The sequence below is a fragment of the Roseobacter sp. OBYS 0001 genome (genome assembly GCF_019654895.1).
GTDB classification, from domain to species: Bacteria; Pseudomonadota; Alphaproteobacteria; order Rhodobacterales; family Rhodobacteraceae; genus Roseobacter; species Roseobacter litoralis.
In genome coordinates this window covers 18,394-44,751 of the sequence record NZ_BPES01000020.1, presented here as the reverse complement: position 1 = coordinate 44,751, position 26,358 = coordinate 18,394, and the positions used below count along the sequence as shown (strand labels likewise).

Below are 26,358 nucleotides of genomic sequence, written 5' to 3'. Positions count from 1 at the left end.
GCATCGCGAAGTCACATCGCGATGCAGCAGATCACCTTTGTAAGGTAGATCAGTCGTTGTCAGCAGTCTTTGCCATGATTTCCCGCGCGGTGATGTTCACGCCGCAGGGTGGGAATTCATTCACGGTAAAGAAGTTGTCAGTCAGATCGGGCCAGTAGTTCTTGCCCGCTTCCAGTTCGTCATAGTCAGCGAATGGAATAGGCACCGAAACCAACTGCGGCATCACCTTACCATCCAGCGCCGCAAGCGCAGCCTTCATGGCGATTGAAACCATACCAGGCGACTGGCCGATGGATTTGCCCTTCAGGCCCTGCGGGCCGTATTCCGCCAGCAGTTTTCTAAACCCGTTTTCGCTTTCACCAGCAATCGGCACCAGCGGGTGACCCGCATCCAGCATCGCCCGCACGGCCCCTGTCGTGCCGCCCTGAACGACAACCGCGTCAAATTCCTTGTGCACTGCGATCGCATCTGCGGTCACCTTTTGAGCGGTGCCGTCATCCCAATTGCCGACAACTTCGACGATGTCCCAGTCCCCTGATGGTTCCATCAGCTCACGGAAACCAATGTGACGGTCGCGGTCAACGGAATTGCCCTGCAGGCCGCGCACCTCAAGAATCTTGCCGGATTTCTGATCGCCCAACTGCTCCATGAGCCAGCGCGCGTACATGCGGCCCATTTCAAGTTGGTCCTGATTGACCTGCATGACCTTGTCGGTGTCGAGAACATTGTCAAAGGGAACCACGACTACATCGTTGCGATCTGCCAGACGGATCACCCGGTCAAACCCCTCCGGAGAGACGGCGATCGTGACAATGGCATCGTAGCCCTGATTGATGAAATCTTCGATGGCGCCAAGCTGCGCGGCAACATCCGTTCCGGTGGACACAACCTTGAAGTCTTCCAACTGGGCTGCGATCTCTGGCTGCTCAGCAAAGGCTTTTGCGGTCTGGATCATCTGAATGCGCCACGTGTTGCCAACAAATCCGTTGACCACTGCAACCTTATGCGGCCCTTCGCGCGGCTCCCATTGCATGAATTTGATGTCATCGCTCCAAGGCGTGAAACACACCGGGTCATGACCCGGGCCAGACACGAACTCCGGCCCTGCAAACGCAGCGGTCGATAGCAGCAGACCGCCGACAAGGCTCGCCGCGCCAAACATTTTTTTGTAGTGACTAAGTGTCATTTCAATATCCTCCCAGGATGTAGCTTTGGTTATTTTTATTTGGAAAGTCGCCTTTTTTTGACACGACCAACAGCGGCGCCTCGTGCTGCGCTGCCGCGTGATCCATCATTCGAAATCGCGATCGTGTTTTACCCCCGTCAGAAGCGCATTGTTGATGCCCAATGTACCGCAGGAAAGTCTGTTGCTGGGCGGGGATCCACAAGCGAATGCGGCGCTGATACGTTCTTGTCTTTTCGCCATGATTTCGTCGAGCTTCGCTCTCAATCAAAAAAGGAATCGTTGTTATACAGATAGATAGTACACTGATACCGGACACGATCAATGCCCTTGTCAATGGCAACCCTACGGATCAGCATGGTGCCAAAACAGTATCATCATGAAATCGGCAGGACACTTCATAGGTTCACCCGACCGAGACTTAAAGACCGCTCTTTGTGAAGAAACCGTTTAAGGAAACTGGTTTTGGATGCACCCTTGGCGTTTTGCAGAACACTGGCAACCCCACAAAATGTCACCCGTTTTCTTTGGATCACCTCACCCTGAATGCTTGGCGAAAATCACCGTTTCAGGTAGCAATCTGGCATCTCACCCGATAGTGACACGCCCAACCCACAGCGCAATGAAACGGTCTTATGGCATGAATCCCCCCTTGGTAGGAAAGGTCGGTGCATCGCATCCACACCCTGACGGGCACGCACCGCTGTGCCTTGCCAACGCGCAACTCGTTTTGACGGATCAGGTTCTGACAGGGCGCATAATTGTACAGGCTGGTGTGGTAACTGACATTCTGGAAGGTGACGACGTGCCACCCGGTGCAATCGACTGTCGGGGCGACTATGTGCTGCCCGGCCTGATTGAATTGCATACTGACAACCTTGAGCGTCATATCGAACCGCGCCCGGAAGTGAACTGGCCGCATTTACCAGCGCTTGTCGCGCATGATGCCGAACTTGCATCAACCGGAATCACGACAGTCTTTGACGCCTTGCGCGTAGGATCCATCCATAACAACAAGGCCAGGTACAAAGCCTATGCCCGCGACCTCGCCACTGAACTATTGGCAGCGCGCGATGCAGGTTATTTTCGCATCAGCCATTTCCTGCATCTGCGCGCCGAAACCTGTTCGGACACCTTGCTGGAAGAGATGGCGGAATTTGGCCCCGAGGACCGCGTTGGCATCGTCAGCCTCATGGATCATACACCCGGGCAGCGCCAGTTCAGAGACCTGCACGCACTCAAAACCTATGTGGCCAAGAAACGCGGCTTGTCAGATGCCGATTTTGACGAACACGTTGCCAATTTGAAACGATTGCAGCGGCTTTATGGGGCCAAGCATCAGGCCGGTGCTGTGGCAGAGGCAAACCGCTATGGTGCCACGCTGGCCAGCCACGATGACACCACTGCGGAACAGGTTGAGACATCGCAGAAACTCGGGGCGCATTTCGCCGAATTTCCCACAACGTATGAGGCTGCATTGGCTTGCCGTGCCTCTGGGCTTGCGGTGATGATGGGCGCACCAAACATCATCCGGGGTATGTCGCATTCAGGGAATGTATCGGCAATGGAACTGGCCAAAGAAGGTCTCTTGGATATCGTCTCATCGGACTATGTGCCCTCGGCATTGCTGCTATCGGCATTTCGGCTGTCCGACGTCTGGAATGACCTGCCGCGTGCTGTTTCCTGTGTGACGGCTAACCCGGCAATGGCGGTCGGGCTCACTGATCGTGGCCGGCTGGCTTTGGGGCTGCGCGGCGACGTGTTGCGCGTGACCCTTGCGGGGGACGCGCCATTGATCCGGGGCGTTTGGTCTCAGGGCCACCGGGTCAGCTAAGCCCCGTTGAGCTGGCGTCGTCTGCTCCGCAGGTGGCAAAAGCATGCGCGGAGGCAACGGCGCGTTGTTCCCAAAAACTTCCGGTGTTTTCTGCCGGACCAAAGACCGGTTCTCGGGTCCGTTTGGTAAATACGCCTGCGGATGGTATTCTGGCGGTGTTAAATGACCGCTCATTTTGAAAACTATATAATTTTTTTGGAGGATAAGGTTATGGACCGCCGCGATGGATGTTCAACTGAACCCCTGAGTTTTGAACGCATTCCCGCAATGGAAGACAAATGGCGCAAGGAAATCACCGCCATGACCGTCGAATTACAGGACAAGCGAAAGTCGATCCAGAACGATGAAATTCTGCGCGGTGTCCATCCCAAGTCTCATGGCTGCCTCGATGCGGAGTTTACGGTGAACTGCGACATCAGCGCTGAGTTGCAGGTTGGGCTTTTTGCGCATCCGGGCAAGTGCTTTCAGGCAAAGATAAGATATTCGAACGCAGATGTGCTGAAGCGCGCTGATCTGGAGAAAGGCCACGATCCGACTGGTGCCAGATTACTGAAACATGGCAGCCGCGGCATGGCGATCAAGGTTCTTGATGTTGGCGAGTCCGTTCTTTTGGACGATGGTTGTGCTCAAAATCAGGACTTCTTGATGGTGAACACACCAGAATTTGCGTTTCGCAATGTCCGGGATTATCGGCGCCTGACGCAAGCCCTCTGCGCCTCTGCGGATGGTGCAGACCCGCTTCTTTTCTTTCTGCCCGGCGAACTGCTGAAAAGGGGCATGATGGACATGTCTGGCAATCTGTTGCCCGCACCCGCAAATGAGCCGCCGCAAAATGCCGGATTGCGCGCGCTTTTCGAAACGAACAGCGACTTCTTTGCGGAGTTTGCCGAAGAGGACATGCAGGGCGTGATCAGCGCTGCTGCCGTTGTTGGGAAAATACAGGCGACACCGGTCAGAAACCCGCTTTTTGCGCCCTATTTCAGCGCAGCACCGTTTCGGTTTGGAAATGATCGTGTGATGCGGTTTTCGGTGGTCCCAATAAATTCTGATGCGATGGCGTCGCAGGCGGACATCAGTGCGTTCGAAGATTTCGGCGACGACTATCTGTTGCAAGCGCTGGCTTTATCCGTTGCAGAAAATGACCCCATAAAGCTGAGCTTTCGCGTGCAGGTCGCGCAGAGCGAAGACATCAAGAACGATATCGATGGGATGATCGAAAATGCCGCGCGCGCGTGGGACGAAGATCAGTTCACGCATACCGAAGTTGCGCAAGTCACGATAAACCCACAATGCCAGCCAACAGATCTTGTCGATACCTGTAAGCCGCTGCTGTTTACACCTTGGCATGCAGTGGCCGATTTCGAACCACTCGGTGGGATCAACCGGTTGCGCAAGCCGGTGTATTCGACCTCAGCAGCTTTCAGGCGAAGCGTCTGAACCGGACGGATGCATCAGACCTTCCGGTCAACAAATAGCGCGAACTGGATGCTCTAGCCTTCCATTTAAAGGCAAGCTCTCAAGAGTTGTTGCCAAGCTGGGATCGAATTGTTGCAATCCCTTCCCCCAAGGCTTTTTGAAGAAGCCATATGTCGCCAAGATAGCACATCAGGCGGCACCCTTCGCGGTGACAACGGGCGGCCTCTTCCGCACTGCCGACCAACCGGCCAACGGGAGTTTCTGCGTCAGCGGCTGCCGCCATTATTCTTGTGACCGCATCAAGAAAAAGCGGATTATTGAAGTCACCGGGTATGCCCAAGGATACACTGAGATCCAAATGACCGATCCAGATCGCGTCCACCCCTGGGAGGGACATGATCTCCTCGCAATTCGTGACACCTTCGGCCGTTTCGATCAGCGCCACGAAACCGGTTTTTTGATTGGCATGTCGCATCGCATCAGGGACAGATCGCTTGCGAAAGTCATCATGTGCGATGCCAAGCGCCACGCCGCGTTGACCATCAGGCGCATATTTCAGCGCGGCAATACAGTCGCGGGCCTCTTGTGCGGTGCCGACCATCGGCGCGATGACACCCTGTGCGCCGATATCCGCCGCGCGCTGAAGATGATGAGCCGCCTTGGACGGGACGCGCAGCATGGTAGCCAGACCGGCCCCATGAAGGTTGCGTAAAATCTGTGCGCTGGTCTGAAAAGAAAACCCACTGTGTTCCATGTCGACAAACACGAATTCGCAGCCCGCAGCGGCCAGTATGTCGCCAATACCCGGTGTTGCGAACTCTCCGAGGTAGGTGCCGATTGGCAGCTGTTCTTGCATCAAAAGAGCATGGAAGGAGGTCATTGCTGCGCCGCCAGCCAACCGCGCCCGCTGTTTTCCTGGTCAGTATTTATCGCGCCATCGCGGCGCTGCTGGTGAAATTTTCCGTCTTTCATGATCGCTTTGAAATGCGCGGGATCGGTAAGGATCGCTATATCGTCCAGGGGATCACCGTCGATCAAGAGCAGGTCAGCCAGAAACCCCTCACGGATCTGACCCAGTTCATCCGGTCGGTTCATGGCGCGCGCACCGATCATCGTGGCCGCGTGAAGCGTCTCGGCAGGGCTGAAGCCATAGTGCTCGACAAAGTAAACGAGGTCATTGGCATTGGTACCCTGCGGATTAACCGCAAAGCCGTAATCCCCGCCGATCACGATCGGAATATTGCGTTTGCGCATTTCCGCATGGGTCCAGCAGTTATCGTCGTAGAGTTTTTTCAACTCGTCAATCTGGGGCTGCAGCACGGGATCGTCAGCACCTTGCAGCGCTTCGATAGATTTGATAATCACGCCAATAGCAGGTCCCGTCAGCACCCAGTCCTTGGCCGCTTCCAGCATATCCAGAGCCTCTTCGTCCGCATGATCGCAGTGATAAATCATGTCGACACGATTGCGCACAGCCCGTTTGATTGAATCCGCCGCACGACAATGGGCCGCCACGCGCTTGCCGTGGGCATGGGCCGTCTCAACCGCGACCCGGACTTCGTTTTCGGCCATCACGGTGGAAAACGAATCCGCATTCGGCATGAACACATCACCCGAGATGTTCAGTTTAATGTTGTCTACGCCCTCGCGGATACAGAGCCGCACCGCCGATACGACCTCATCCTCACCATCGACGACCATGCCGAAAGTATGAAGTTTGACATGCATCTTGTTGGCATCGCCAAGACCGCTGGTCACCGTGATTTCCGGACTGGCGGCGCGCAGGCGCGGCCCCGGGATCCGCCCGGCCTCGATTTCGTCACGGATGACGGCATCAAGGCGAACCTTGGCAGAGGCGGCGCTGTTGACGCTGGTAAAGCCCGCATCAAGCAGTTTGCGCGCGTTGTGCATCGTCGCCAGCGTGTGCTCTTCCACACCGATGATCGCGAGGTCCATCAGATCTGCCTGATCGATAAAAGAGATGTGCCCGTGACCCTCGATCAGCCCCGGCATCAGAAAGGCTCCGCCCGCATCAATTACTTCGTCAGCGTCCTGCGCGACCGCATCCGACCCTTTCATCACCTGCGCAATGCGGTTTCCACGAAGACGCAGGTGACCGGGAAAGGGCTTGGCGCCGGAGCCATCAAAGATCATGGCGTTGCAGATGAGGGTTTCTCGCATATCAATCTCCGGTCCTCGAATTTTCAGCCTGCACGAGACACGGCTCGCTGCGCCATGTTTAACAAACCCGTCCGGACGCCACCCGTCAAGACGCGGTTGCGAATGACGTTCCACACCTTGATGGACTGAACGAAGTCACGTTCAGACACCGATATAGGCTGTGCTAATCGGCGCGGAGGTTTCCTGAGCAAGACGGCGGGACACGTAGGATGTCGCGAGAAGGATCTGACAGCATAGTGCCCCTTTGCGTCGCAACATGCGACAGCAATGGTTCGACTGGTTACAGTGTGAAACGCTGAATGAACAGCGCAGGCATCGCTACATTCCGGTGACGCCGACCATCCTCTTGCGAGGCACGTTCCTATTGCGAACTTGCCGTTATTTACTACGGCTGCTCTTTACATATTGAACGTCATTCCAAATGGGCGTCGACACACGTCGATCAAAAAACAGCTGATTACCGTCATGATCGCGAAAGGCCTGCATGAATGCCGTCATCGCTTTTGTTAACTGGTTGGCTGCGCCCGCAGGCTTGGCCCTCGTGCTCGTGATCGTGATCGGGTTCGCAGGCCCCGAAAGTTACGAATAATCGCTTTGATCTTCGTGCCTTCAAACCTGAATACATCTTGGCGCCCCACAGTACTGCGGCACCCCTCCAGTTCTTCTGGTCTTACGTAGATCTGACTATCTGTTTGCCGTGATCGCTCCACTCGCTCTCCAGCAGTCTCGACCCCGTTTCGAATGCCGTGACAGAGCCTTGAGATACGCCTGACACGGCCTGCGATCCGGCTCAGTCGAACCCCATGGGGTTCTTTTGTTGCCAGTTCCACGCGTCCCGGCACATATCCGCGAGATCCAACCTGGCCTGCCAGCCGGTCAAGGTTCTTGCGTAGGACGGGTTGGCATAACAGGCTGCGACATCACCGGGGCGGCGGTCCGTAATCTCATAGGGGATGCGCACTTTGTTAACCGTTTCGAATGTCTGGATGATATCGAGCACCGAGTACCCTTTGCCCGTCCCCAAATTCATCGCCGTGCACCCGGTGTCATCCAGAAGCTTCATTGCGCTGACATGACCATCGGCAAGGTCACAAACGTGAATAAAGTCACGGACGCCCGTGCCATCTGGCGTATCATAATCGCCCCCGAATACGGAAAGCTGTTCCAACTGCCCAACAGCGACCTGTGTGACGTAAGGCATCAGATTGTTGGGAATGCCGCGCGGGTATTCGCCGATATCACCCGATTTATGCGCACCCACCGGGTTGAAATATCGCAACAGAACGACGGACCATTCCGGATCGGACGCGGACAGCGCGCGCAGCATGTCCTCTACAGTGCGTTTCGTGTCACCGTACACATTACAGGTTGAAAGCGGGTGCTCTTCATCGATGGGCAAATACTCCGGATTGCCATAAACCACCGCCGAAGAGGAAAAAATCAGCTTCTTACAGCCAGATTTGTTCATCGCATGCAAAAGCTGGACTGTCCCGCCGACGTTCTGGTCAAAGTATAAAACGGGGTCGGACTGACCTTCGCCTACCGATTTGCGGCCGGCAAAATGGATGACCGCATCGCAACTTTCGCGCATGAGAATGTCTGCGATCATGTCTGAATTACGCACATCAGCCTGATAAAACACAGGTTTCTGGCCCGTGAGCGCGTGCAACCGATCCAGCACCTGCGGGGAAGAGTTGTCAAAGGTATCAACGACAATCGGCTTGTGACCCGCATCGATCAGGCTTATGAAAGTATGCGATCCTATATATCCAGCCCCACCTGTGAGTAATATGTTCAAAGCAGAGGTCCCTTTAATCGTCTGTGCTGCATTCCTGACTACCATGAACAGGCACGCGGTCGAAGGCCAGACAAAAGGTCGCCGTCTTGCTCTCTCATGCGTGCCCCCCTCGATAGCATTGCGTCAGGGCGACCAGCGGATGCCCCGATTTATGAACCGAGCCATATGACGTTTGCGCCACGTCACGCAGAGCTTTCTGGTGCGGATGGTTTATCAGCCCAAACGTTCATTCCGGGGATGACCTCGTGCGAAAACCTTAGGCGTTACGTATGACACACAGGGACCACAACGCTCAGGCAGAGGGTGCATCTCGGATGGGCCCAAACATCAACGCTAGGCTAAAACCAAAGCGCTTCCCGGCCGGAACTTTGCCGCGCATCATGTGTTACCTCGCACTGCGCCGTTCGGAATCCTCGCAACAGGCGGGTAAGGTGGATAAAGCGCTTGAAATCGTTACACGCGCGCTGGGTCGTGACCGTGAAAACCCAAGGTTACGCAATGAACAAGCCCGTCTGAAGTTCGCGCTCATGCAGACGCGGCGCACGTCTTCACGGCTGGAACATATCCAGCGGGCTCAGACGATTGATATCACCAGCTTGTGCCAGTGCTTCTGGGATGCGGAAAAAGAACTGTCGCTGCTGGAATTGAAAATCGAAGGGGTCTTTGCCTGGCCGCTTGTCCGGATGAACGTCTTTTATGACGCAGCACAGCGACTCGGTCTCTACGATGCACCACACCCGAACCTGAAGCGGCAGAGAGAACAACCAACCACTGACCCATTGACTGCTGCTGCTCTCGAGCGGTGCGCGAAGGTCGTCGGTGATAATGCGGTTTCGGGGCGGCAACAGTTTGACAAGACCATCGCCGTGATCATGAACGCACGCAAGTTAAAGGGCGAGGATACATATACCAAGGCCCTCAGAGAGGAAGCAGGCGCGCAAGCGTTGCTTCTGGACTCCCACAGTGGGGCGGATGTTATGGCGGGTGCGATAGATTTCGACGCGCTGCTGACCGAGTTCAAGCGATACAGGATAAACTCTCGTGATTTGGTGATCGAGGCAAACGCGTTGGAAACACTGGACAACCTGCGAGAGCTCTTTGAACGCCGTCTGGGGTTGGAAATCGGTGATTTATCCACAGCGCTCCGGCGCAGTGTCCAGACCTTCCTCTCTGTGTACAAAGGGTTCGATCTGTTCTGGCAAGCGCATCCGGTTGAAACGCTCTTTCTAACCAACGGGTACGGCTTCAGGGAGCGCGCTGCGCTGGCTGCCGCCCAGAGCAGAGGCATCGAGGTGGTCGAGCTTCAGCATGGGTTTATCTCACAGTTTCATCTTGGATATAGCTGGCCGGGTACGGATCATGTGCCGTATATGGCCGACACGTTGCTGACCTTCGGAGACTACTGGCCAGATGTGACCCCTTTGCCAGCGGATATGACAGCGGTCACCATTGGCGCCCCCTACGTCAAGGATATGGCGGCCCTGTCCAAGACAGAGACTGTGAAAGGTCTAGTAACCTTTACGTCGCAAGGCGTGGTCGGTCGCCAGCTTTTCGATATGGCGGTGCGCTTTGCGCTGGCACGAACAGACAAACACGTCATGTTCCGACTGCACCCCAGCGAAAGTCTGGACGATTATGAGCAGGCGCTCAAAACCTATGACGCCGCACCTGAGAATTTTGAAATCTCGCACCGTACGCCCGTTATCTTCGAGGTACTTGCAAGAACCGAGATTCTGGTCGGGGCCTTCTCGACGACGCTTCTGGAGGGTATGGTTCTCGATTGTCGGACGATCGTCATTAACCTGCCCGGAATAGAGTACATGAAACCGATCATTGACCGCGGGGACGTTCTGATGGTTCAGTCTTTCGAAGAGTTGGTGCAGCACGTAGACGACGCACCCCATGCCAAGGATCCTTCCTATTACTACGCGGCACCTGTCGCATCAGTGATGGCGAAGGCGCGCGCCGCGCGATCAGAATAGGATGGAGACACCATGGAACAGTTTTTGCTGAACTCACACAGCTACGGCGTGTTGTCGCCCTATGTGATTGCCGAGATCGGCGTCAACCACGAAGGTGATCTGGACCGCGCCAAGTCGATGATCCAGAGCATCGCGAAAAGCGGTGCCCATGCAGCGAAGTTCCAAAGCTACAAGGCGGATTTACTGGCCACCAGCACCTCCAGCCCCGCCTATTGGGATCGCACCAAGGAAGCGGCATCCAGCCAGCATGAATTGTTCCAGAGGTGGGACAACTTCGGACCCAAAGAGTATCAGGCGCTGGCGGACGAGTGCCGCAACTGCGGTATTGATTTCATGTCCACCCCCTTCGATCTGGAAGCCGTTGATATGGTGGCTGAGCTCTCTCCGGTCATTAAGGTCGCATCTGCTGACCTGACGAATATCCCCCTGCTGCGCCGGATCGGGGCCAGAGGGTTGCCAACCATCATGTCCACCGGCGCGTCCCGTCTGGATGAAATCGCCACCGGCTGCGCGGAATTGCAAGCCGCGGGCGCGGGACAGATCGCCCTGCTGCACTGTGTGTTGAACTACCCGACACTGCCCGCAGATGCCCAACTGGCGCAGATTCCATTACTGCAAAAGACCTTTGCTCAGGACTGTGTCATCGGCTACTCAGATCACGTCAAGCCTGACGACGACGGCAGCATGCCCGCTCTGGAAATGGCTGCCCTGATGGGCGCGGTCGTGATCGAAAAACACTTTACGGATGATAAATCCGGTGTCGGAAATGACCATTACCACGCCATGGATGAGGCGGATTGCACTGCCTTCATGAACAAGCTGGCAGTCTACCGGGATCTCTACGGCAGCGCAGAGCGTGACATCTCCGGAGAAGCAACCGCGATCAAGAACGCCCGCCGCAGGGTTGTGGCCGCCAGACCCCTGACCGCCGGTACAACTTTGACAGAAAACGATCTGATCGCCTTGAGATCGGACGATGGGGTCGAGATCGCACATTGGGACCGTGTGATAGGCTGCAGTCTCACCCGGAACGTCGCAGAAGGTACACCTCTGCAGTGGCAGGACCTGTCATGATCGTCACTGTCTGCGGTGCCTATGTGAATTGCGGCGACCACCTGATCGGCGCGCGTGCCCGATCGCTGCTCAGAGAACATGTGGAACAGGATATTCTCGTCGTCGACCGCAAGGCGATCACACCTGAACACTATGCCCGTTTCAATGACGCGCGCGCGGTGCTGTTGACGGGGGGGCCTGCTTATCAGATCGGCATTTATCCCGACATTTACCCCATTGATCGCGACAAGGTTTCCAGCCGGATTATCCCCTATGGGCTTGGCTGGAAGGCACATTTGGACATCCAAAGCGATGCGTTTTCCTTTGAACCGCAGGCCAAAGCCTTCGTTCAGGCCATACATTCGAATATCGAGACCTCAAGTGTCCGGGACCCGCTGACCAAGACCGTTCTGGCGGCCAACGGTGTCGACAACGTTCTGATGACCGGATGCCCGGCTTGGTATGATCTAGAGCACTTTGAAAAAACCTATCAGTTCCAGGAAACCCCCAAGACGCTCATTCTCAGCATGCCGCCAAAGATACAGCCCGGTCTTTTCGATCTGATGACATGGCTGTCGAAGCGGTTTCCAAACACGCGCAAAATAGCGAGCCTGCATCACGGTTTCCTCCCAACGCGTGACAAGGCAGGGTTCAAGCGCGCCAGAGGGTTCTTGAAGTTTGCCGCGGCCGCGGGCCTCAAAGGCTGGGCCATGTCCTCCCTTGGGGGAAATCTTGACAAGATGGAAGCGCTCTATGCTGGTGCAGATATGCATGTCGGATATCGTGTTCATGCCCATCTGTTGTGCCTGTCACAACGCAAGGCCTCGATCCTGATCAACGAGGATTCACGTGGCGAGGGTCAGGCGAAGGCATTGAACGCCCCGAGTCTCAACATGGATAAGTCAGGCGACATCGAACACATCAAGGCAGCGGTCGAAGAACACTTTGTTTCTAAAGGGGCCAATATCGAGACCAGCATAGAAACCATGCGAGAGACATATCCCGTCATGAAACAGTTTCTTGCAACGATTTGACGCCAAATCCCGGCGATTGCATGTCGCAAGGAATCATTTCAAAGTTCCATCGGACATCTTTGCGCAAACGCCCCTGCGATACAGCGCATCGCTGGCTGGATGCAGATATCACGCGAAACGGAGGTGACGGTTATGAACCATGACAACGTATGGATCATGATCCCGGCACGCGGGGGATCGCGCGGGCTGCCGCGCAAGAATGTGCGTCTTTTGGGCGGGCGGCCTTTGATCCGCCATGTGATCGACGCCTGTTTGCAAGCTGTCCCAGCCGAGCAGATCATTGTCGTGACGGATGATGACGAAATAGACGCCATCGCGACCGAGGCCTCCGTGCGGGTGATGCGCGAAGAGCAAACCACCGGCAAGGCCACCCTTGATGATGTGGCCGCCAAAGTCCTGCCGCTTCTGCGCTCGCTTGGCTCCGCTGAGGGCGACATATTCCTGACGGTGCAACCGACTTGCCCCCTCATCAAGTCAGACCGGATAACGCAAGCGGTCGAGAAATTCCGGGACGGTGCAGGCTCTGTTGTCACGGTTGTCGATGACCGCCATCTGGGCTGGCAGATTGACGAAGCGGGATCGCCGACGCCGGATTACGAAGCACGCGTTAACCGCCAGATGCTGCCCCCGCAGTACCGTGAAACCGGGGCCGTGATCGGTTGCCGGATCAGGGAACTGGCCGCGCAAGGCACGCGTATTATTGAACCCATTCACCTGCTTGAGGTCAGCAAGCAGGAAGCGCTTGATATTGATACCTTTGCCGATTGGGTGGTTGCGGAATATTTTATCGGTCGCCGCGACATCGTGATCCGCGCGGACGCGGGCAAGAAACTGGGCATGGGTCATGTGTTTCGCGCCTTGGCGCTGGCGCAGGAATTTGCCCAACACCGCGTGCGGATCGTCACTGAGAAAGCCGAGGCGATTGCCTTTGGCCTGCTGTCACAATCGCCCTTTGACGTGGTTCAGGTGGATGGCAACAGCGGTTTTCTGGCGTGGCTGCAGGATAATCCAGCCGATCTGGTCATACTCGACCAACTTGATACCGATGTGCCCTATGTCCGCGCCGTAAAGGCACATTGCCACCGTGTCGTGACCTTCGAAGACCTCGGTGACGGGGCGATGGAGGCCGATCTGGTCGTGTCTGACCTTTACAAAAACCTCAATGTGCCAGATGCGCGGCAACTTTCGGGCCTGTCCAATGCGATCCTTGCGCCAAATTTCGAGACAATAACCGGTGCTGCCCCTTTTCGTGAGACGGTGGAGAACATATTGGTTCTGTTCGGCGGTACGGATCCATCCCAATTGACGGAAAAAACCTTGGCAGCGCTGCGGGATGTGAACTACGGCGGGCAGTGCACGGTCGTCATTGGCCCCGGTTTTGGACGTCCACTTGCCTTGGACGACTACGGGTTAAAGGGTACGATACATCAGAACCTTAAATTCATGCCTGCCGTCATGCGCTCCGCTGATCTGGCCATTTCAAGCGCCGGTCGGACGATCACGGAGCTTGTCAGCCTCGGCGTTCCCGTCCTGTGCATGTGCCAGAACAGCAAGGAACTTACCCACACACATGCCTCCGCGCGGTTTGGTGTGGTCAGTATCGGGATGGGCTCGCTGGCCGGGCCCGGGACGATCTCAGCCCATATTCAGACCCTGATCGACACGCCTGACCTGCGGCGTCTGCTGCGCGAAAGAGGGCTGCATGAGACCGCTGGCAGAAGCAACAAAGCCATCGTGTCGCGCATGCTGGAGCGTCTGGATTTCTGACGCATCCGGGCACCGTGGCATTGGTATACTGACGACGGATACAGACAAGTCTGGTCTCAGCCTCCGTAAATCAACCATACCGGCGCGAGGCTGATGGCAGGAACATAGGTGATCACCATCAGTGCTGCAAACACCGTCAGCACGAACCAGATCAGTTGGGGAATGATTTTCTCAACGGGCAAGTTCGCGACAGAACAGGCGGCGAACAGGTTCACACCCAGCGGCGGCGTGATCATACCCAAGGCAAGGTTCACGACGATGATCAGCCCAAAATGAACCGGGTCGACCCCATAGGCCAGTGCGATCGGCGTCAGGATCGGCGCGAGGATCAGGATCGCGGCAGATGTCTCAATGAACATCCCAACGATCAGCAACAAGAAATTCACCGCCAGCAGGAACGCAATTCTGCTTTCGAAAATCTCGCGGAACCATGCGGCGATTTCGTTGGGCAGGCCTGATCGCGCGATCAGGAACGAAAATAACGCTGCTGCAGAGATGATAATCATGATTGCAGAGGTTGAGATCACGGTTTTCTTAAGAATTTCCGGCAAATCCCGAAATTTCAATTCGCCGTAAAGCCCCATGCCGACGATCAGGGCGGCGGCAACGGCGGCAGCACTTGCCTCGGTCGGCGTAAAGATACCGGAATAGATGCCGCCCAGAATGACGACAGGCACAAGCAACGCAGGCAGTGCGGATTTAAACGCCGCACCGGGACGCGCGCGATCAAGCCCGTCTTCCTTGCCGATCCCGCGTTTGCGGCAGATAAACAGCACCAGCGCCATCAACGACATGGCAACCACAAGACCCGGCCCCAGACCCGCCACAAACAGCTTGCCAACAGAGGTGTCGGTGGACACGCCATAAAGGATCAGCGGGATGGACGGTGGGATCAAAACGCCCAGTTCAGCAGAGGATGCCTGTATCGAAGCGGCCAGCGGTTTGGGGTAATTGTGGCGCACCATCGCCGGTATCAGGATCGCGCCAATCGCAAATGTCGTCGCAACCGAAGAACCCGAAACCGACGCGAAAAGCATGCAGGTCAATACACAGGTACAGGCCAGTCCGCCCTGAATACCGCCCACCAGCGACTTGGCCAGTTCCACCAGACGATGTGAGATGCCACCAGCCGACATCAGGTTGCCCGCCAGAATGAACAACGGGATCGCCATCAGCGGAAAGCTATCAATCCCGGTGAACATCCTTTGCGCCACCAGCAAGAGCGGCAGGCGGCCATTGGTTTCGATCCCGATGATCGACGCCAAGCCGATGGCCACCGCAATGGGGACGCCCATGAGGAACAGAATGGCCAAGGACAGGCCAAGTGCGGTATTCATGCGTCGGCCTCCGCGTCGCGGGCATCGTTCCAGTCACCGCGCAAGGCACGTACGATCGCGGCCATCGTCGCAATGAGGATAAAGACTGAACCAACAGGCAAGGCCGCATAGACCCAGGCGATAGAGACCTCAAGCGCAGCAAGGCGTTGCGGCACCACCCGTTCGGTCATCAGCCAGCCCTGCCAGAACAGGACGGTAAAGAAAATCAAGGATGCACTATTGGCGATCACGAACAACAAAAGACCCAGCCGCCGCGGCAGGGCGTTCTGGATCACATCGACCGAAATCATGGCGCCATGCCGCACCGCCACGGCCACGCCAAGGAACACGGACCAGATCATTGCCGACCGGGTGATGACCTCTGACCACGTGGAGGGAACGCCAAAAACAAATCGGGTGATGACCTGATAGAGGGCCAGCCCCGCCGCAATCACAAGAAATGCAATGGACAGCCGCAACGCGATGCCTGTCGTGATATCTTCAAACCGCAAAAACTGCCGCATCGCTGGGTCGTCCTTTGTGAAATCACGTGAATGGGCTGGCGCAGAAGTCGCAGTGCCAGCCCAAGGGGTCCCTTATTCGACCGCCTGAATGCGTTCAACCAGATCCGTGCCATACTGATCGGTGTAGACCGCATAGGCTGGTTGGGCGAGTGCTGCGAAAGGCGCTTTGTCGATGTCGGTGATCACTTCCATACCGTTTTCGCGCATGACAGCCACGCCAGCGTCTTCAAGCCGGTTTACCTCGGCACGGGTCGCGGCGGCTGAGGCGGCGGCGGCCTCATAGAACCAGCCGCGCTGCTCCTCGGTCAGGCTGTCAAACAGCACGGGGGACGCCAGCACAGCAGCCGGTGAATAGACGTGCCCGGTCAGCGAGACATGGCCCTGAACCTCCCAGAATTTTGACGCGGTAATGACGGTTACGGGGTTTTCCTGCCCATCCACCACGCCCTGTTGCAGCGCTGTGAAAAGTTCTGGGAAGGCCATTGGTGTGGGGGCAGCACCCATTTCGGAGAAGGCCTCCATGTGGACGCGGTTTTCCATGGTGCGTAGTTTCAGACCGGCAAGGTCTTCGGGCGTGCGCACAGGCCGCTGCGAGTTGGTCACATGGCGAAAGCCGTTTTCGGACCACGCAAGGCCGACAAGCTGATTTTCGTTGATCTTGCCCAGCAGTTCCTGCCCGATGTCACCGTCCAGCACCGCACGTGCATGGTCATAATCCCGGAACAGGAACGGCAGATCGAGCGCATATACTTCTGGTACAAAATTACCGAGCGGGCCGGTCGATGTGATCACCACATCAAGTGACCCGATCTGCAAGCCCTCAATCATGTCGCGCTCGCCGCCCAGCTGACCCGCAGGGGCCTGTTCGCCGGCAAACTCACCGCCTGACAGTTCCGCAAGCGTGGTTATAAACGCCTCGGCCCCAATCCCGTAGTGCGATTCAGGCGACAGCGAATGCCCTACCACAAAGGATTGCTGAGCCTGCGCCACGCCAGCAGAAAGCGCCAGACTGCCGATAAGAGCCGTAAGTGAATGTTTCATGTTGTTCTCCCTAAGGTTTGGAATTGTAGTTCTTGTATGCTCGGGTCAGCCCGGGAAGTTAGGGCGGTTTTCGCCCATTTCATCCTCCAGATAAACTTCGATGATCTGCTTGAACTCTGTCTCTGCACGGAACCCAAGGCTGAGGGCGCGCGCTGTATCGAAATCGCGCGGCCAGCCTGCCACAATGCGGGCAATGGTGGGGTCATGTTCACGACGGATCAGCGCAACGGCACTGTCACCGGCCACCGTACGCAAGGCTTCAATCTGGTCCCCCACGGTGGCGGAAACCCCGGGCATGGTCATGTTGCGGCGCGGTCCAAGTTCGGATGTGTCCATCGTTGCCGCGTGTTCAATGAAACCGACGGCGGCGCGCGCGCTTGCGAACCAGTGGCGCACATCGTCCCCTACCGGCAAGATCGCCTCTTGCCCATTCAGCGGTTCGCGCAAGATGCCAGAGAAAAAGCCGGAAGCTGCCTTGTTGGGCTTGCCGGGGCGGATGCAGATCGTCGGGAAGCGGATGCCAACGCCATCGAGGAAACCGCGACGGGAATAATCATCCAGCAACAATTCGCCCATCGCCTTTTGCGCCCCGTAGCTGGTCAGTGGAGTCAGATGGAAATCATCGCTGATTTTCGCCGGAAAGGGTGCCCCAAAGACCGCAAGGGACGACGCATAAATAACGCGGGGCGTGTATCCTTCGACCAAGCGAATAGCATCAAACAAAGCCCGCGTGCCGTCCAGATTGATCCGGTACCCTTTCTCGAAATCCGCCTCAGCCTCGCCCGAGACGATGGCCGCAAGATGCACGATCACGTCGGGGGTTTCTGCGATCAGTTGCCCGGCTGATCCCTGTTGTGACAAATCAACGGTCAAGGCTGTTCTTTTACCTGCGAAATGCTGCGCGACTTCGGGTAGGATAACGTCAACAAGGGTCAACGCGTCGACCTTTGCCCCCCCGATCTCGCCCGTATCCGCGATGCGCTCTGCGAGTTTGCGGCCGATCATGCCCGCCGCGCCTATGATTGCGATATGCATGGGATCAGCCTTTCATCAAAATGCGAACAACGGCAAAACCGTCGAGTGTCAGGGGCCCGTCATGGGCCACAAGGTCGTCCAGATGGTCGGGCGCATTTGCTGCCGTCGCAAAGCAAGCCGCATCCAGCGTCGCCACCTGACAAGCGCTCGAAACGGACATGTCAACCGGGTCCGGGCCGGTATTGGCGACCCATATTTCCACACCTGCATCAGTCTGCGCGGCAACCCCCGCCAAGGGGCCGGATGCCGGCAGGCCAAGCGGGCGCATCGGGGCACCGCGCAACCGTGCGAGCCCGCGCAGCACATGAAAACCCGGATAGACCGCGCCGTTCCCCTCGTACCAAGGGTCCGGGTCATCGCCGGGGGCCGAGACAACACCAAAAGCCCCTGTTGCACCGCCCAAGGCGATGGCTGACGCGCCCCCGCTGGCGAAATCCGCGATATATCCCAAGGCCCATGCCGCCCCGAGCAACCCGCGTTGCCGGGGATCGTTACGGTTCATCGCCTGACGGATGTTTGTGGGGTTTTCCTTGGCTGCAGCACCGTAGGGGTTGTCGCGCACCCCGATTGCCGAGGGGCCAACGGCCCAAGGCGTGCCTGCGGCGATCCCCGACACTGACGCGGCAATGGCGGCATGCGCCTCGCGGGTTTCCATGACGGATCGGTCATCACCCGCATGGACCATCGGTGATGTGGTGAATGTCACAAGATCGAGCGCCTCCAACGGTGGGCGTTTGCGGTTCAGCTCGGTAAAATAGCTGAACATGCCGCCACCGATGCGCGCCTGTGGAAAGGCATCGCGGGTGCGGGCATAAAGCGCCGCCGCGTCCGGCGCATCGGGCCAGACCGAGCCGGGCAAAGTACATTTCAGATCCGGCGCAGGCGAGACAAGCACCGTGGCAAACGGATCCCCCAGATCTGTTGCCATCTGACCCAGTGCCGCGATCTCTGCCACGGTCCCGATATCATCCGTGCTTTGGATGACCGCCTCCAGCCAAGGGGCAGCGCCAATGGCTTCGGCCACATCCAGCATCGCTTTCAAAGTGGCGCAGTCATGCCCGGCACGCGGGTCGTGATGGAGCACCATATACGCAGGCCCGAGTGCTTTGAGCGTTTCGGTCGCGCCGCGCGCAGTTGCGACATCCTCTGGCCTGAGCCCGATGCCGATGGGGGGTATATCCCCCTCAGGTGCGCCGGGTTGCAGCGCGATTGCCCCGCTGGCTGCATTGTTTTGACTGTGCCCTTTTACAGTCACCGTGATCGTCTGGTCGACCACCTCATCCGGGGGGATCTGATAGGGCCATGGAAGGGCAAGCGGGCGCACATATGTCTTGTAAGACGCATCCGTCCAGTTGCGCTGGTCCTCCATCTCGTACGTGTCGCCTTCCATCAGCACATTCACCGCCACACCCCCGGGGGTCGTATGCGCGAGGGCGCGCAGGTCCATCATCGGCTGCACCGGGTCGATGATTTCGGGAAAGCGATCCTCGACCACGCGCCGGTCGGTGTGGGTGATCGTCACCGGCGCACCGGCCACCCCGTCGATGGGATGCAGGATTACAAACCCGGTGCGGTTCGTCTCGAATCCCGTTTGCGTCGTACCCCGCCCGTGAAAGACCAACGTGCCATCCGCGCGGCCCTCGATCCGGGCGTCATAGGCAAAGCTTTCGCCATCACCGGTCGCCACGGCCTGCAGCGATACGTGGAACGCGTCTTCGGTCTCTTGCACGGTCAGCCCGGATATCTGCGGTGCATAGGTGCCCCAATCGTGGTCGCGCACAATGAAGGAGACGGCGCGCAGCACTTCTTCGCCGTCCCAGCGGATATAGCGCAGATTGCCCGCCTCCAGTTCCGCGCTCAGCTTGCCCGCACGCAGGACACGGGGCGGTGCGACTTCTTCTTCGGTACCGTAGAGGGCGATTGCACGGGATGGATTTGACACAGCGATCTCCGTTCAGTTGCGTGACGCGCGCCAGTTGATCAGGCGCTCCGCCAAAAGGGCGAGTATGATAATCGAGCCAATGGCCGTCCCTTGCCAGAACGGCGACACGCCCATCAGATTGAGGCCATTGCGGATCATCACCATGATCAGCACGCCCAGCAAAGTACCGATGATCGACCCGCGCCCACCGTATAGGCTGGCCCCTCCGATCACGACGGCGGCAATGGCGTCCAGTTCCAGCTGGTTCCCGGCGAGGGGGTCAGCCGACATAATCTGCGCCAATGAAAAGGTCACCGCGACCGCCGCCAAAGCGCCAGATACGACGTAGGGCATGATCGAATAGAACATGGTCGACAGGCCTGCCGCACGCGCGGCCTCAAAGTTCGACCCGACCGCATAGATCGTGCGCCCCCCCTTGGTGTAGGTCAGATACCCCCAAGCCACCAGATACAGCCCAAGCAGAAACAGGACATTGACCGGCACGCCCAGCACCGTGGTGTACACGATGGCGTCCAGTTCGGGCGGCAGACCGGAAATGCTGCGCTGGCCGGAAAAGATGAATGACAGGCTGCGCCCAATCGCCATGACACCCAGCGTCACTACGAAAGGGGCCAGACCGAAAACCGCGATCAACACGCCGGAAAACAACCCTATCCCCGCCCCCGCCAGTATCCCCAGCGGGATCGCCAAGGGGATCGGCATCACCTGCAGCGCCTGCGCCAGAATGATACCCGTCAGGCCAAACACTGCCCCGACCGACAGATCAATACCACCGGTCAGGATTACGAATGTCATGCCAACGGCCACAATGCCGATAACCACGGACTGATCCAGAATGTTGAAGATGTTGCGTTCGGTCAGAAAGAACGGGGAAGCAAATGACAGGATGACCGCAAGCAGGACGGCCAGCCCCAGCATCCTGATCTCAAGACTGCGCAGAACCGTTGCGAGCGTACCGTTGCCTTTGGCGCTGTTTGTGGTTTCAGACATCTGTGGCCTCTGTTTTAGTCAAATCGGAAATGCGGGTGCGGAATTGGGTGGCATCTGGCCGTGCGGCACCGGCGGGCAGCGTCAGACCGATCCAGCCCAGATCGTGGCCGCGTCGATCCGTCATCTGCACCAACAGGCTGAAACGGCCGTCATCTTCTGTCACAAAGGTGTCCGAGCGCGCCATCAGCGCCTGCGGGATGTGGGTTTGTGGCGCGGTCGCCGCCTGCCCCTGCACGAGACCGGACAAGGCGTCACCGCTTTGCGCAAGGCAAATCGTCTCGTCCCCGTCGATCAGGGTCCAGAAGGCATCGCCGCCGTAGGCGTCGCAAATATCACGCAACATGGCCTGATTGCGCCGCGTGGAGGTCCGCGGTGCCGCAAGCAGCGTCAGCTTTTCCTCAGTCAGGCGCGCTGCGGGCAGATCGGCGGTGCTCACACCGTCGGAAACAACGACAATCCGTTCCGCAAGGCCAAGCAGTTCCTCGAAATCTGACGAGATCACGATAACGGCGAGACCCGCGTCAGCCGCACGTTGAAGAAGGCGGTAGATCGACGAGCGCGTGCCGATATCAACGCCCTTTGTCGGCTCGTCGAGGATCAGAATATCAGGTTCCGTCAAGAGCCAGCGCGCGATGATGATCTTTTGTTGCATCCCGCCCGAGTAATTGAGCAAGCTGGTATCGAGCCGGTCCGCCGGCAGACCCAGATCAGCGATCAGAGCCGCAACCTTGTCGGCCTTGCGCCCGTAACCGCGCCAGAAACCGCGATGTTGTCCCATCTGCGCCAAGAGCAGGTTCTCACGCACGGACAGATCCGGTACGATATTCTGGGCGCGGCGGTCCTCGGCGACGAAACCGATACCGGCGCGGACGGCATCGGCGGGTTTGCGCAGCGTGACTTCTTTGCCCCGCACGCGGATGTCACCGGCTTGCCGCGCGCGCAGACCCCAGATCGCCTCCATCGCCTCAGATCGCCCGGCACCGACCAGACCGCCAAGCCCCAGAATTTCACCGGCACGCACTGAAAACGTCATATCCCGCACCCAAGGAAGCGCTTTTAGCCCACGGACGTCAAAGATTGTATCGCCTATCGCGTCCTGAGCCACCGTGCGTTTGGCGTAGATCGCCCCGATATCACGGCCCACCATGTGCTGGATGATGTCACCTTGGGTCAGGCTGGAGGTGGCGACATCCTCCGCCACCGCTTGCCCCTCGCGCAGGATCGTCACGCGGTCGGTGATGGCGAAAACCTCTTCGAGCCTATGCGAAACAAAAGCGAGTGCGCGACCGCTGTCGCGTAGCCGGTCCATGATATCAAACAGACCATCCACCTCGGTTGTGGACAGCGACGCCGTGGGCTCATCGAAAATGACGAGGCGGGCGTCCAAGGCCAGCGCTTTGGCAATCTCGACCAACTGGCGCTGTGCTGCTGACAGGGTTCGCACTTCTGCATCGAGCGGCAAAACATGTTCGTGACCCAACCCCGCCAGAAGCTCGGTGGCGCGCGTTCTCATGGTGCGAAAACTCAGACGGCCCGGTGTCGCGAGATCAGGCAGAAAGATGTTTTCCAGCACCGAAAGGTCCGGCGCCAGAGACGTCTCCTGCGCGACCAGCGCGATGCCTTGGCGCAGCGCGTCGCGCGTCGACGACAGCGCAAGGGGGGCGCCATCAAATGTCAGCGTGCCGCTGGTGGGACGGATGTGCCCCGACACGATCCGCGACAGGGTCGATTTGCCCGCCCCGTTTGCCCCCAGCAGACCGGTGACTTCGCCCGGGCGCAGGGTCAATGCCGCATCCACCAGCGCATGCGTCTTGCCAAAGTGCTTGGACACTCCGTGGGCCGCCAAAAGCGGCTCTGCGCGCACCGGGGTGTCGCGTTCAGAAGGGGATTGCATCATGTGTCAGAATGGGTGCGCCGCCGGATATCCACCCGGCGGCGCTGACTTTGTCAGTCGATTTCGTTGGCAAAGACGGTTTCTTTGATCGTCGGCAACATTTCCTCGATGTTGTCAGACGTCACGATCAGGATCGGCACGGTGATCTCTTTTTCGGGCGTGCCCCCGCCAAGATGATCCAGCATCGCCTCTGCAGAGCGGACGCCCATCAGATAGGGTTGCTGCATGCCGGACACGACCAGTTCACCGGATTGCAAAAGCGGTACAAATTCAGGGATTCCGTCAAAGGCCGCGACCAGAACATCGCCGTCCATGCGAGCCGCCTTGATCGCGCGCAATGCCCCGAGCGTGGGTCCGTCCGTCTGAACAAACATGCCGCCCATGCCGGGATTTGCCGTGATCATATCCTGCGTGAATTTGAACGTCTCTTCTGCGGTATAGGCCTGCATCTGCTGCAACCCGGCATCGCCTTTTACACCGCCTGCGGCCATGGCATCCACGAAACCTTTCGTGCGGGCCTGCCCATTCAGACGGGCCTGACTGATGCCAACGATGCCTACCGTCGCGTCGGTTTTGCCTGCATCTACCATGGCGGCGGCCAGGGCCTGACCGACGCCGTTTGCGCCTTCGTAGTTGTTCGAACCGATCACTGACACGAACTCACCCGAATCGGTGCCAATGTCCGCGATCACAACCGGAATGCCGGCCGTCTGTGCTAACTGCAAGACAGCGGGCGCGGTGGAACTGTCGGTCGGAGACAAGATGATTCCGGCGACGCCCCGGGCAATCGCATCCTGCGCATTCTGCAGCTGGGTCTGCGGATCATTGGTGGAATCGAGCGCTGCGAATCCATATCCGTTCTCTTCGGCCACCGACTTCACGCCCTCAGAGACATAGCGCCAGAAAGCGAGATCAAGGCCCGGTGTCATATAGACCAGCTCGCCGTTTTCCTGCGCCTGCGCGGGTGATCCGACGGCCAGGACCGCCGCGGTCAAGGCGGCAGATAGCGTCGTACCCAGTGTTCTGCGGTTCATCATCTTTGTTTCCTCCCGTTATCATTATCGAATAGCCCATATCAGCAACGTACCGAAAAAAATCGATCCGCTTTTCCGACACGGTCAAGGGCTCCCCACCTCAGGACCTGCTTGGACTACTGGTACGAACAGTGTACCAATATGTCAGAGCCGTCAACACCAAGGCACAGCGCGACCCACCGCATGGCTAAATGATCTGGGCACAAACGCCTGCTGGCTGAACTGGGCACTGGGCAGTTGAACGCTGAACTGCTATGCGGCTTCGGAACGCGAACTGAGGGAATGCGACCACATGAGTCACGTCAAACGGCTACCACCCGACCAAACAAAGGCCCTGATGGGGGATGTGTCGCGCCGTTCTGTCCGCGAGGTTATTGCCGAAAAACTGGCGGCACTCATTTCCTCTGGAGTTCTTGCGGTGGGCGACGAGCTTCCGGGCGAGCGCGAATTGGCGACGTCCCTGTCGGTCAGCCGGGAAACGGTGCGCGGCGCCATTGCCATCCTTGCCTCCCACCGGATCCTGCGCGTGGCACATGGCGCACGCACCACGGTTGCAACGGCGGATGTCCGGTCACTGGTGCGCGGGGTGCAGGCCGCCGGGTTCGAGGGCCCCTATGATCTGGAAAGCGTGCACGAGGCGCGCTTGCTGGTCGAGCGCCGCATCGCAGCCGATGCCGCGCGAAACATCAACGAGGTTGGATTGGCCAAGCTGCGCGCATCCATCGTGGCGCAAGAAGAAAGCGGCGATGACCCGGTGCGCTTTCTTTTGTGCGACCGGGATTTCCACGCGACGCTCTACCGCGCAGCAGGCAATGATGTCTTTTTCGATGTGGCGATGTCGCTTTACAATCACCTGCTTGATCATCGGCGCCGGATTGTCGCAAAACCCGGTGCCATCGCAGAAAGCCTGTCCGATCACCGTGCCATTCTGACGGCGATGGAAAATGGTAACCCTGAAATGGCGGAGCGCAGTGTGGTGGGGCACGCAACCCGGATTTATCTGACGACCCGCGCCTTTCTGGATGGCACGTCGCCGAATTCTGCGGACAGCGCGATGGAATAGGAAAAAGGGGCGCATCAAACGCCCCTTTTGTTTTGGCAGCTCGGCCGCCTTTACCGCGACCTGCGCTTACTCTGGCGCGTTCGGAAGCTGCGCCATGAATTCTGCCAGCACATCCGCGTAGTAGCTCGCATTGTAGGTCGTGCCATGTCCGCGCGTCTCATTGTCCTCGGGCACGATGTACAGCTGCGCACCGGGGATCTTCGCCATATTCGCCTCAACCATGGGCAGCTCGACCGGATTACGCTCGTCATCCTGGCTGAGCAAGACCAACACGTCAGCTTGAATATCACCCAGTTTCGGAGTCGGGTCGAAATTGCGCGAGGCGTTCCACATGTACATCACGTCATTGGCGTCACCCACCTTTTGCTTTTCCTTGCGCTCATCGACAAAGGCATCGGCCATTTCGCGCGTCGCGCCCAGTTCCTGCAGGCGCAGGTTACCGTTGGAGGTGGCAATACCAAACCACGCGGACATGTAGCGTAACATCGGCGGCTGCTCTTCATAATTGCCATTGTTCCACGCGGGATCGTCCCGCACCGCATCGATCACCATCCTGCGCATCATCCAGTTGCGACCCGCCATCGGACCCGGCAGCGAGGCGATTGGCACGCCACCGTCCATAAATTCCGGATACTCCGTGAGCCATGTCCAGGTCAGCATACCACCCATTGAAAAGCCAATTTTCAGGTGCAGGCGGTCGATTTCAAAATGATCTTCCAAAAGCATCTTTTGCGCGTTGACCATGTCCATCAGCGTTTGTTCAGGAAAGTCTGCGCGCATCCCATCAGAGGGCTTGGAGCTTTCACCTGAGCCAATCGCATCGACGAGTATCAAGAAATACTTCTGCGCATCGAGCGGTTGCCCCGGACCATAAAGGTTACCGGCAAAGGCGTCCCCCAACATCGATGTTGCCTGCCCCGTCGTCCCATGTGTGATCAGAACGGGCGGGTTGGCAGGATCTCCGATGGTCAGGTAGCTGACGTTCATCTGAGGCAGTACCTCGCCGGTTTCAAAGGCAAAGTTCTCGATGACGTAGGTGCCACGCTGAGGCTCCGGGAACGTCTCTGCCTGAGCAGCCATTGATGACAAGGCAAATGGGACCGCGAAGGCGAGTGCATGTCTGATATTCATTTTTTCCTCCCTTGGTCGGCTTTTCACAGATCTACTGGTCCGACCTCCATACCAATTAACAGTCCAGCTTTTGACGTTGATGTCAATAGGACTGTTCTACAGGTTTCGAATGCGGTTGGTCGTCTTGTGAAAGCCCAGCG

General features: G+C 57.9%; 20 protein-coding genes. 7 read left to right on the top strand and 13 right to left on the bottom strand.

Annotated features, from left to right (window positions below):
• Positions 1–49: 49 nt before the first annotated feature.
• Positions 50–1,186: a sugar ABC transporter substrate-binding protein gene (locus K5Q35_RS21950; RefSeq protein WP_013963591.1), complete on the bottom strand. Its 1,137-nt coding sequence runs from the start codon at positions 1,184–1,186 to the stop codon at positions 50–52.
• A gap of 637 nt (positions 1,187–1,823) precedes the next feature.
• Here K5Q35_RS21950 and K5Q35_RS21945 point away from each other — a divergent pair.
• Positions 1,824–3,017 (top strand): alpha-D-ribose 1-methylphosphonate 5-triphosphate diphosphatase, encoded by a 1,194-nt coding sequence (locus tag K5Q35_RS21945; protein ID WP_220801373.1) that lies wholly within the window; start codon positions 1,824–1,826, stop codon positions 3,015–3,017.
• Positions 3,018–3,227: 210 nt separating this feature from the next.
• The gene (locus K5Q35_RS21940) at positions 3,228–4,454 is read left to right on the top strand and encodes a catalase family protein (protein WP_220801372.1); all 1,227 of its coding nucleotides are present in this window, start codon (positions 3,228–3,230) and stop codon (positions 4,452–4,454) included.
• A gap of 79 nt (positions 4,455–4,533) precedes the next feature.
• On the opposite strand, the gene K5Q35_RS21935 is transcribed toward K5Q35_RS21940, so the two are convergent.
• From K5Q35_RS21935 to galE, 3 genes are all read right to left on the bottom strand, one after another.
• Positions 4,534–5,313, bottom strand: coding sequence for an HpcH/HpaI aldolase/citrate lyase family protein (locus K5Q35_RS21935; RefSeq protein ID WP_220801371.1), 780 nt, complete (start codon positions 5,311–5,313; stop codon positions 4,534–4,536).
• Positions 5,310–6,614, bottom strand: coding sequence for an amidohydrolase family protein (locus tag K5Q35_RS21930; protein ID WP_220801370.1), 1,305 nt, complete (start codon positions 6,612–6,614; stop codon positions 5,310–5,312). The genes K5Q35_RS21935 and K5Q35_RS21930 overlap by 4 nt, the downstream gene beginning before the upstream one ends.
• A 790-nt stretch (positions 6,615–7,404) precedes the next feature.
• The gene (gene galE, locus K5Q35_RS21925) at positions 7,405–8,412 is read right to left on the bottom strand and encodes a UDP-glucose 4-epimerase GalE (RefSeq protein ID WP_220801369.1); all 1,008 of its coding nucleotides are present in this window, start codon (positions 8,410–8,412) and stop codon (positions 7,405–7,407) included.
• 431 nt (positions 8,413–8,843) lie between these two features.
• Here galE and K5Q35_RS21920 point away from each other — a divergent pair, with 431 nt between their 5' ends.
• From K5Q35_RS21920 to K5Q35_RS21905, 4 genes are all read left to right on the top strand, one after another.
• A complete protein-coding gene (locus K5Q35_RS21920) occupies positions 8,844–10,394 on the top strand; it encodes a hypothetical protein (protein ID WP_220801368.1) in 1,551 nt (516 codons plus the stop codon).
• 12 nt (positions 10,395–10,406) lie between these two features.
• Positions 10,407–11,468, top strand: a complete 1,062-nt coding sequence (locus K5Q35_RS21915) for an N-acetylneuraminate synthase family protein (RefSeq protein WP_259650635.1) — start codon at positions 10,407–10,409, stop codon at positions 11,466–11,468.
• Complete coding sequence (locus K5Q35_RS21910; RefSeq protein ID WP_220801367.1) at positions 11,465–12,481, top strand: polysaccharide pyruvyl transferase family protein; 1,017 nt, start codon at positions 11,465–11,467, stop codon at positions 12,479–12,481. The genes K5Q35_RS21915 and K5Q35_RS21910 overlap by 4 nt, the downstream gene beginning before the upstream one ends.
• A gap of 132 nt (positions 12,482–12,613) precedes the next feature.
• Positions 12,614–14,248, top strand: coding sequence for a cytidylyltransferase domain-containing protein (locus tag K5Q35_RS21905; RefSeq protein ID WP_220801366.1), 1,635 nt, complete (start codon positions 12,614–12,616; stop codon positions 14,246–14,248).
• Positions 14,249–14,304: 56 nt separating this feature from the next.
• On the opposite strand, the gene K5Q35_RS21900 is transcribed toward K5Q35_RS21905, so the two are convergent.
• The 8 genes from K5Q35_RS21900 to K5Q35_RS21865 form a co-directional block, all read right to left on the bottom strand.
• Positions 14,305–15,585 carry a TRAP transporter large permease gene (locus K5Q35_RS21900; RefSeq protein WP_220801365.1) on the bottom strand — a complete coding sequence of 427 codons (1,281 nt, stop codon included), beginning with the start codon at positions 15,583–15,585 and terminating at the stop codon, positions 14,305–14,307.
• A complete protein-coding gene (locus tag K5Q35_RS21895) occupies positions 15,582–16,088 on the bottom strand; it encodes a TRAP transporter small permease (protein WP_220801364.1) in 507 nt (168 codons plus the stop codon). The genes K5Q35_RS21900 and K5Q35_RS21895 overlap by 4 nt, the downstream gene beginning before the upstream one ends.
• Positions 16,089–16,160: 72 nt before the next feature.
• Positions 16,161–17,129: a TRAP transporter substrate-binding protein gene (locus K5Q35_RS21890; protein WP_220801363.1), complete on the bottom strand. Its 969-nt coding sequence runs from the start codon at positions 17,127–17,129 to the stop codon at positions 16,161–16,163.
• A gap of 45 nt (positions 17,130–17,174) precedes the next feature.
• Entirely contained in the window at positions 17,175–18,164 is a 990-nt protein-coding gene (denD, locus tag K5Q35_RS21885; protein WP_220801362.1) for a D-erythronate dehydrogenase, read from the bottom strand.
• Between the two features lie 4 nt (positions 18,165–18,168).
• On the bottom strand, positions 18,169–20,106 hold the full coding sequence (locus tag K5Q35_RS21880) for a hypothetical protein (protein WP_220801361.1): 1,938 nt from the start codon (positions 20,104–20,106) through the stop codon (positions 18,169–18,171).
• 12 nt (positions 20,107–20,118) lie between these two features.
• Entirely contained in the window at positions 20,119–21,096 is a 978-nt protein-coding gene (locus tag K5Q35_RS21875; RefSeq protein WP_220801360.1) for an ABC transporter permease, read from the bottom strand.
• Positions 21,089–22,990, bottom strand: a complete 1,902-nt coding sequence (locus tag K5Q35_RS21870; RefSeq protein WP_220801359.1) for a sugar ABC transporter ATP-binding protein — start codon at positions 22,988–22,990, stop codon at positions 21,089–21,091. Before K5Q35_RS21870 ends, K5Q35_RS21875 begins: the two co-directional genes overlap by 8 nt.
• Before the next feature lie 53 nt (positions 22,991–23,043).
• Positions 23,044–24,024, bottom strand: a complete 981-nt coding sequence (locus tag K5Q35_RS21865) for a substrate-binding domain-containing protein (RefSeq protein WP_220801358.1) — start codon at positions 24,022–24,024, stop codon at positions 23,044–23,046.
• 292 nt (positions 24,025–24,316) lie between these two features.
• On the opposite strand from K5Q35_RS21865, the gene K5Q35_RS21860 reads away from it, so the two are divergent.
• Positions 24,317–25,087: a FadR/GntR family transcriptional regulator gene (locus K5Q35_RS21860; protein WP_220801357.1), complete on the top strand. Its 771-nt coding sequence runs from the start codon at positions 24,317–24,319 to the stop codon at positions 25,085–25,087.
• A 66-nt stretch (positions 25,088–25,153) separates the two neighbouring features.
• On the opposite strand, the gene K5Q35_RS21855 is transcribed toward K5Q35_RS21860, so the two are convergent.
• The gene (locus K5Q35_RS21855; RefSeq protein WP_220801356.1) at positions 25,154–26,218 is read right to left on the bottom strand and encodes an alpha/beta fold hydrolase; all 1,065 of its coding nucleotides are present in this window, start codon (positions 26,216–26,218) and stop codon (positions 25,154–25,156) included.
• Between the last annotated feature and the right edge of the window lie 140 nt (positions 26,219–26,358).

Coding starts and splice junctions, on each gene's coding strand:
- K5Q35_RS21950 (WP_013963591.1), bottom strand. CDS start 1,186: ATGACACTTAGTCACTACAAAAAAATGTTTGGCGCGGCGAGCCTTGTC.
- K5Q35_RS21945 (WP_220801373.1), top strand. CDS start 1,824: ATGAATCCCCCCTTGGTAGGAAAGGTCGGTGCATCGCATCCACACCCT.
- K5Q35_RS21940 (WP_220801372.1), top strand. CDS start 3,228: ATGGACCGCCGCGATGGATGTTCAACTGAACCCCTGAGTTTTGAACGC.
- K5Q35_RS21935 (WP_220801371.1), bottom strand. CDS start 5,313: ATGACCTCCTTCCATGCTCTTTTGATGCAAGAACAGCTGCCAATCGGC.
- K5Q35_RS21930 (WP_220801370.1), bottom strand. CDS start 6,614: ATGCGAGAAACCCTCATCTGCAACGCCATGATCTTTGATGGCTCCGGC.
- K5Q35_RS21915 (WP_259650635.1), top strand. CDS start 10,407: ATGGAACAGTTTTTGCTGAACTCACACAGCTACGGCGTGTTGTCGCCC.
- K5Q35_RS21910 (WP_220801367.1), top strand. CDS start 11,465: ATGATCGTCACTGTCTGCGGTGCCTATGTGAATTGCGGCGACCACCTG.
- K5Q35_RS21905 (WP_220801366.1), top strand. CDS start 12,614: ATGAACCATGACAACGTATGGATCATGATCCCGGCACGCGGGGGATCG.
- K5Q35_RS21900 (WP_220801365.1), bottom strand. CDS start 15,585: ATGAATACCGCACTTGGCCTGTCCTTGGCCATTCTGTTCCTCATGGGC.
- K5Q35_RS21895 (WP_220801364.1), bottom strand. CDS start 16,088: ATGCGGCAGTTTTTGCGGTTTGAAGATATCACGACAGGCATCGCGTTG.
- K5Q35_RS21890 (WP_220801363.1), bottom strand. CDS start 17,129: ATGAAACATTCACTTACGGCTCTTATCGGCAGTCTGGCGCTTTCTGCT.
- denD (WP_220801362.1), bottom strand. CDS start 18,164: ATGCATATCGCAATCATAGGCGCGGCGGGCATGATCGGCCGCAAACTC.
- K5Q35_RS21875 (WP_220801360.1), bottom strand. CDS start 21,096: ATGTCTGAAACCACAAACAGCGCCAAAGGCAACGGTACGCTCGCAACG.
- K5Q35_RS21870 (WP_220801359.1), bottom strand. CDS start 22,990: ATGCAATCCCCTTCTGAACGCGACACCCCGGTGCGCGCAGAGCCGCTT.
- K5Q35_RS21865 (WP_220801358.1), bottom strand. CDS start 24,024: ATGAACCGCAGAACACTGGGTACGACGCTATCTGCCGCCTTGACCGCG.
- K5Q35_RS21860 (WP_220801357.1), top strand. CDS start 24,317: ATGAGTCACGTCAAACGGCTACCACCCGACCAAACAAAGGCCCTGATG.
- K5Q35_RS21855 (WP_220801356.1), bottom strand. CDS start 26,218: ATGAATATCAGACATGCACTCGCCTTCGCGGTCCCATTTGCCTTGTCA.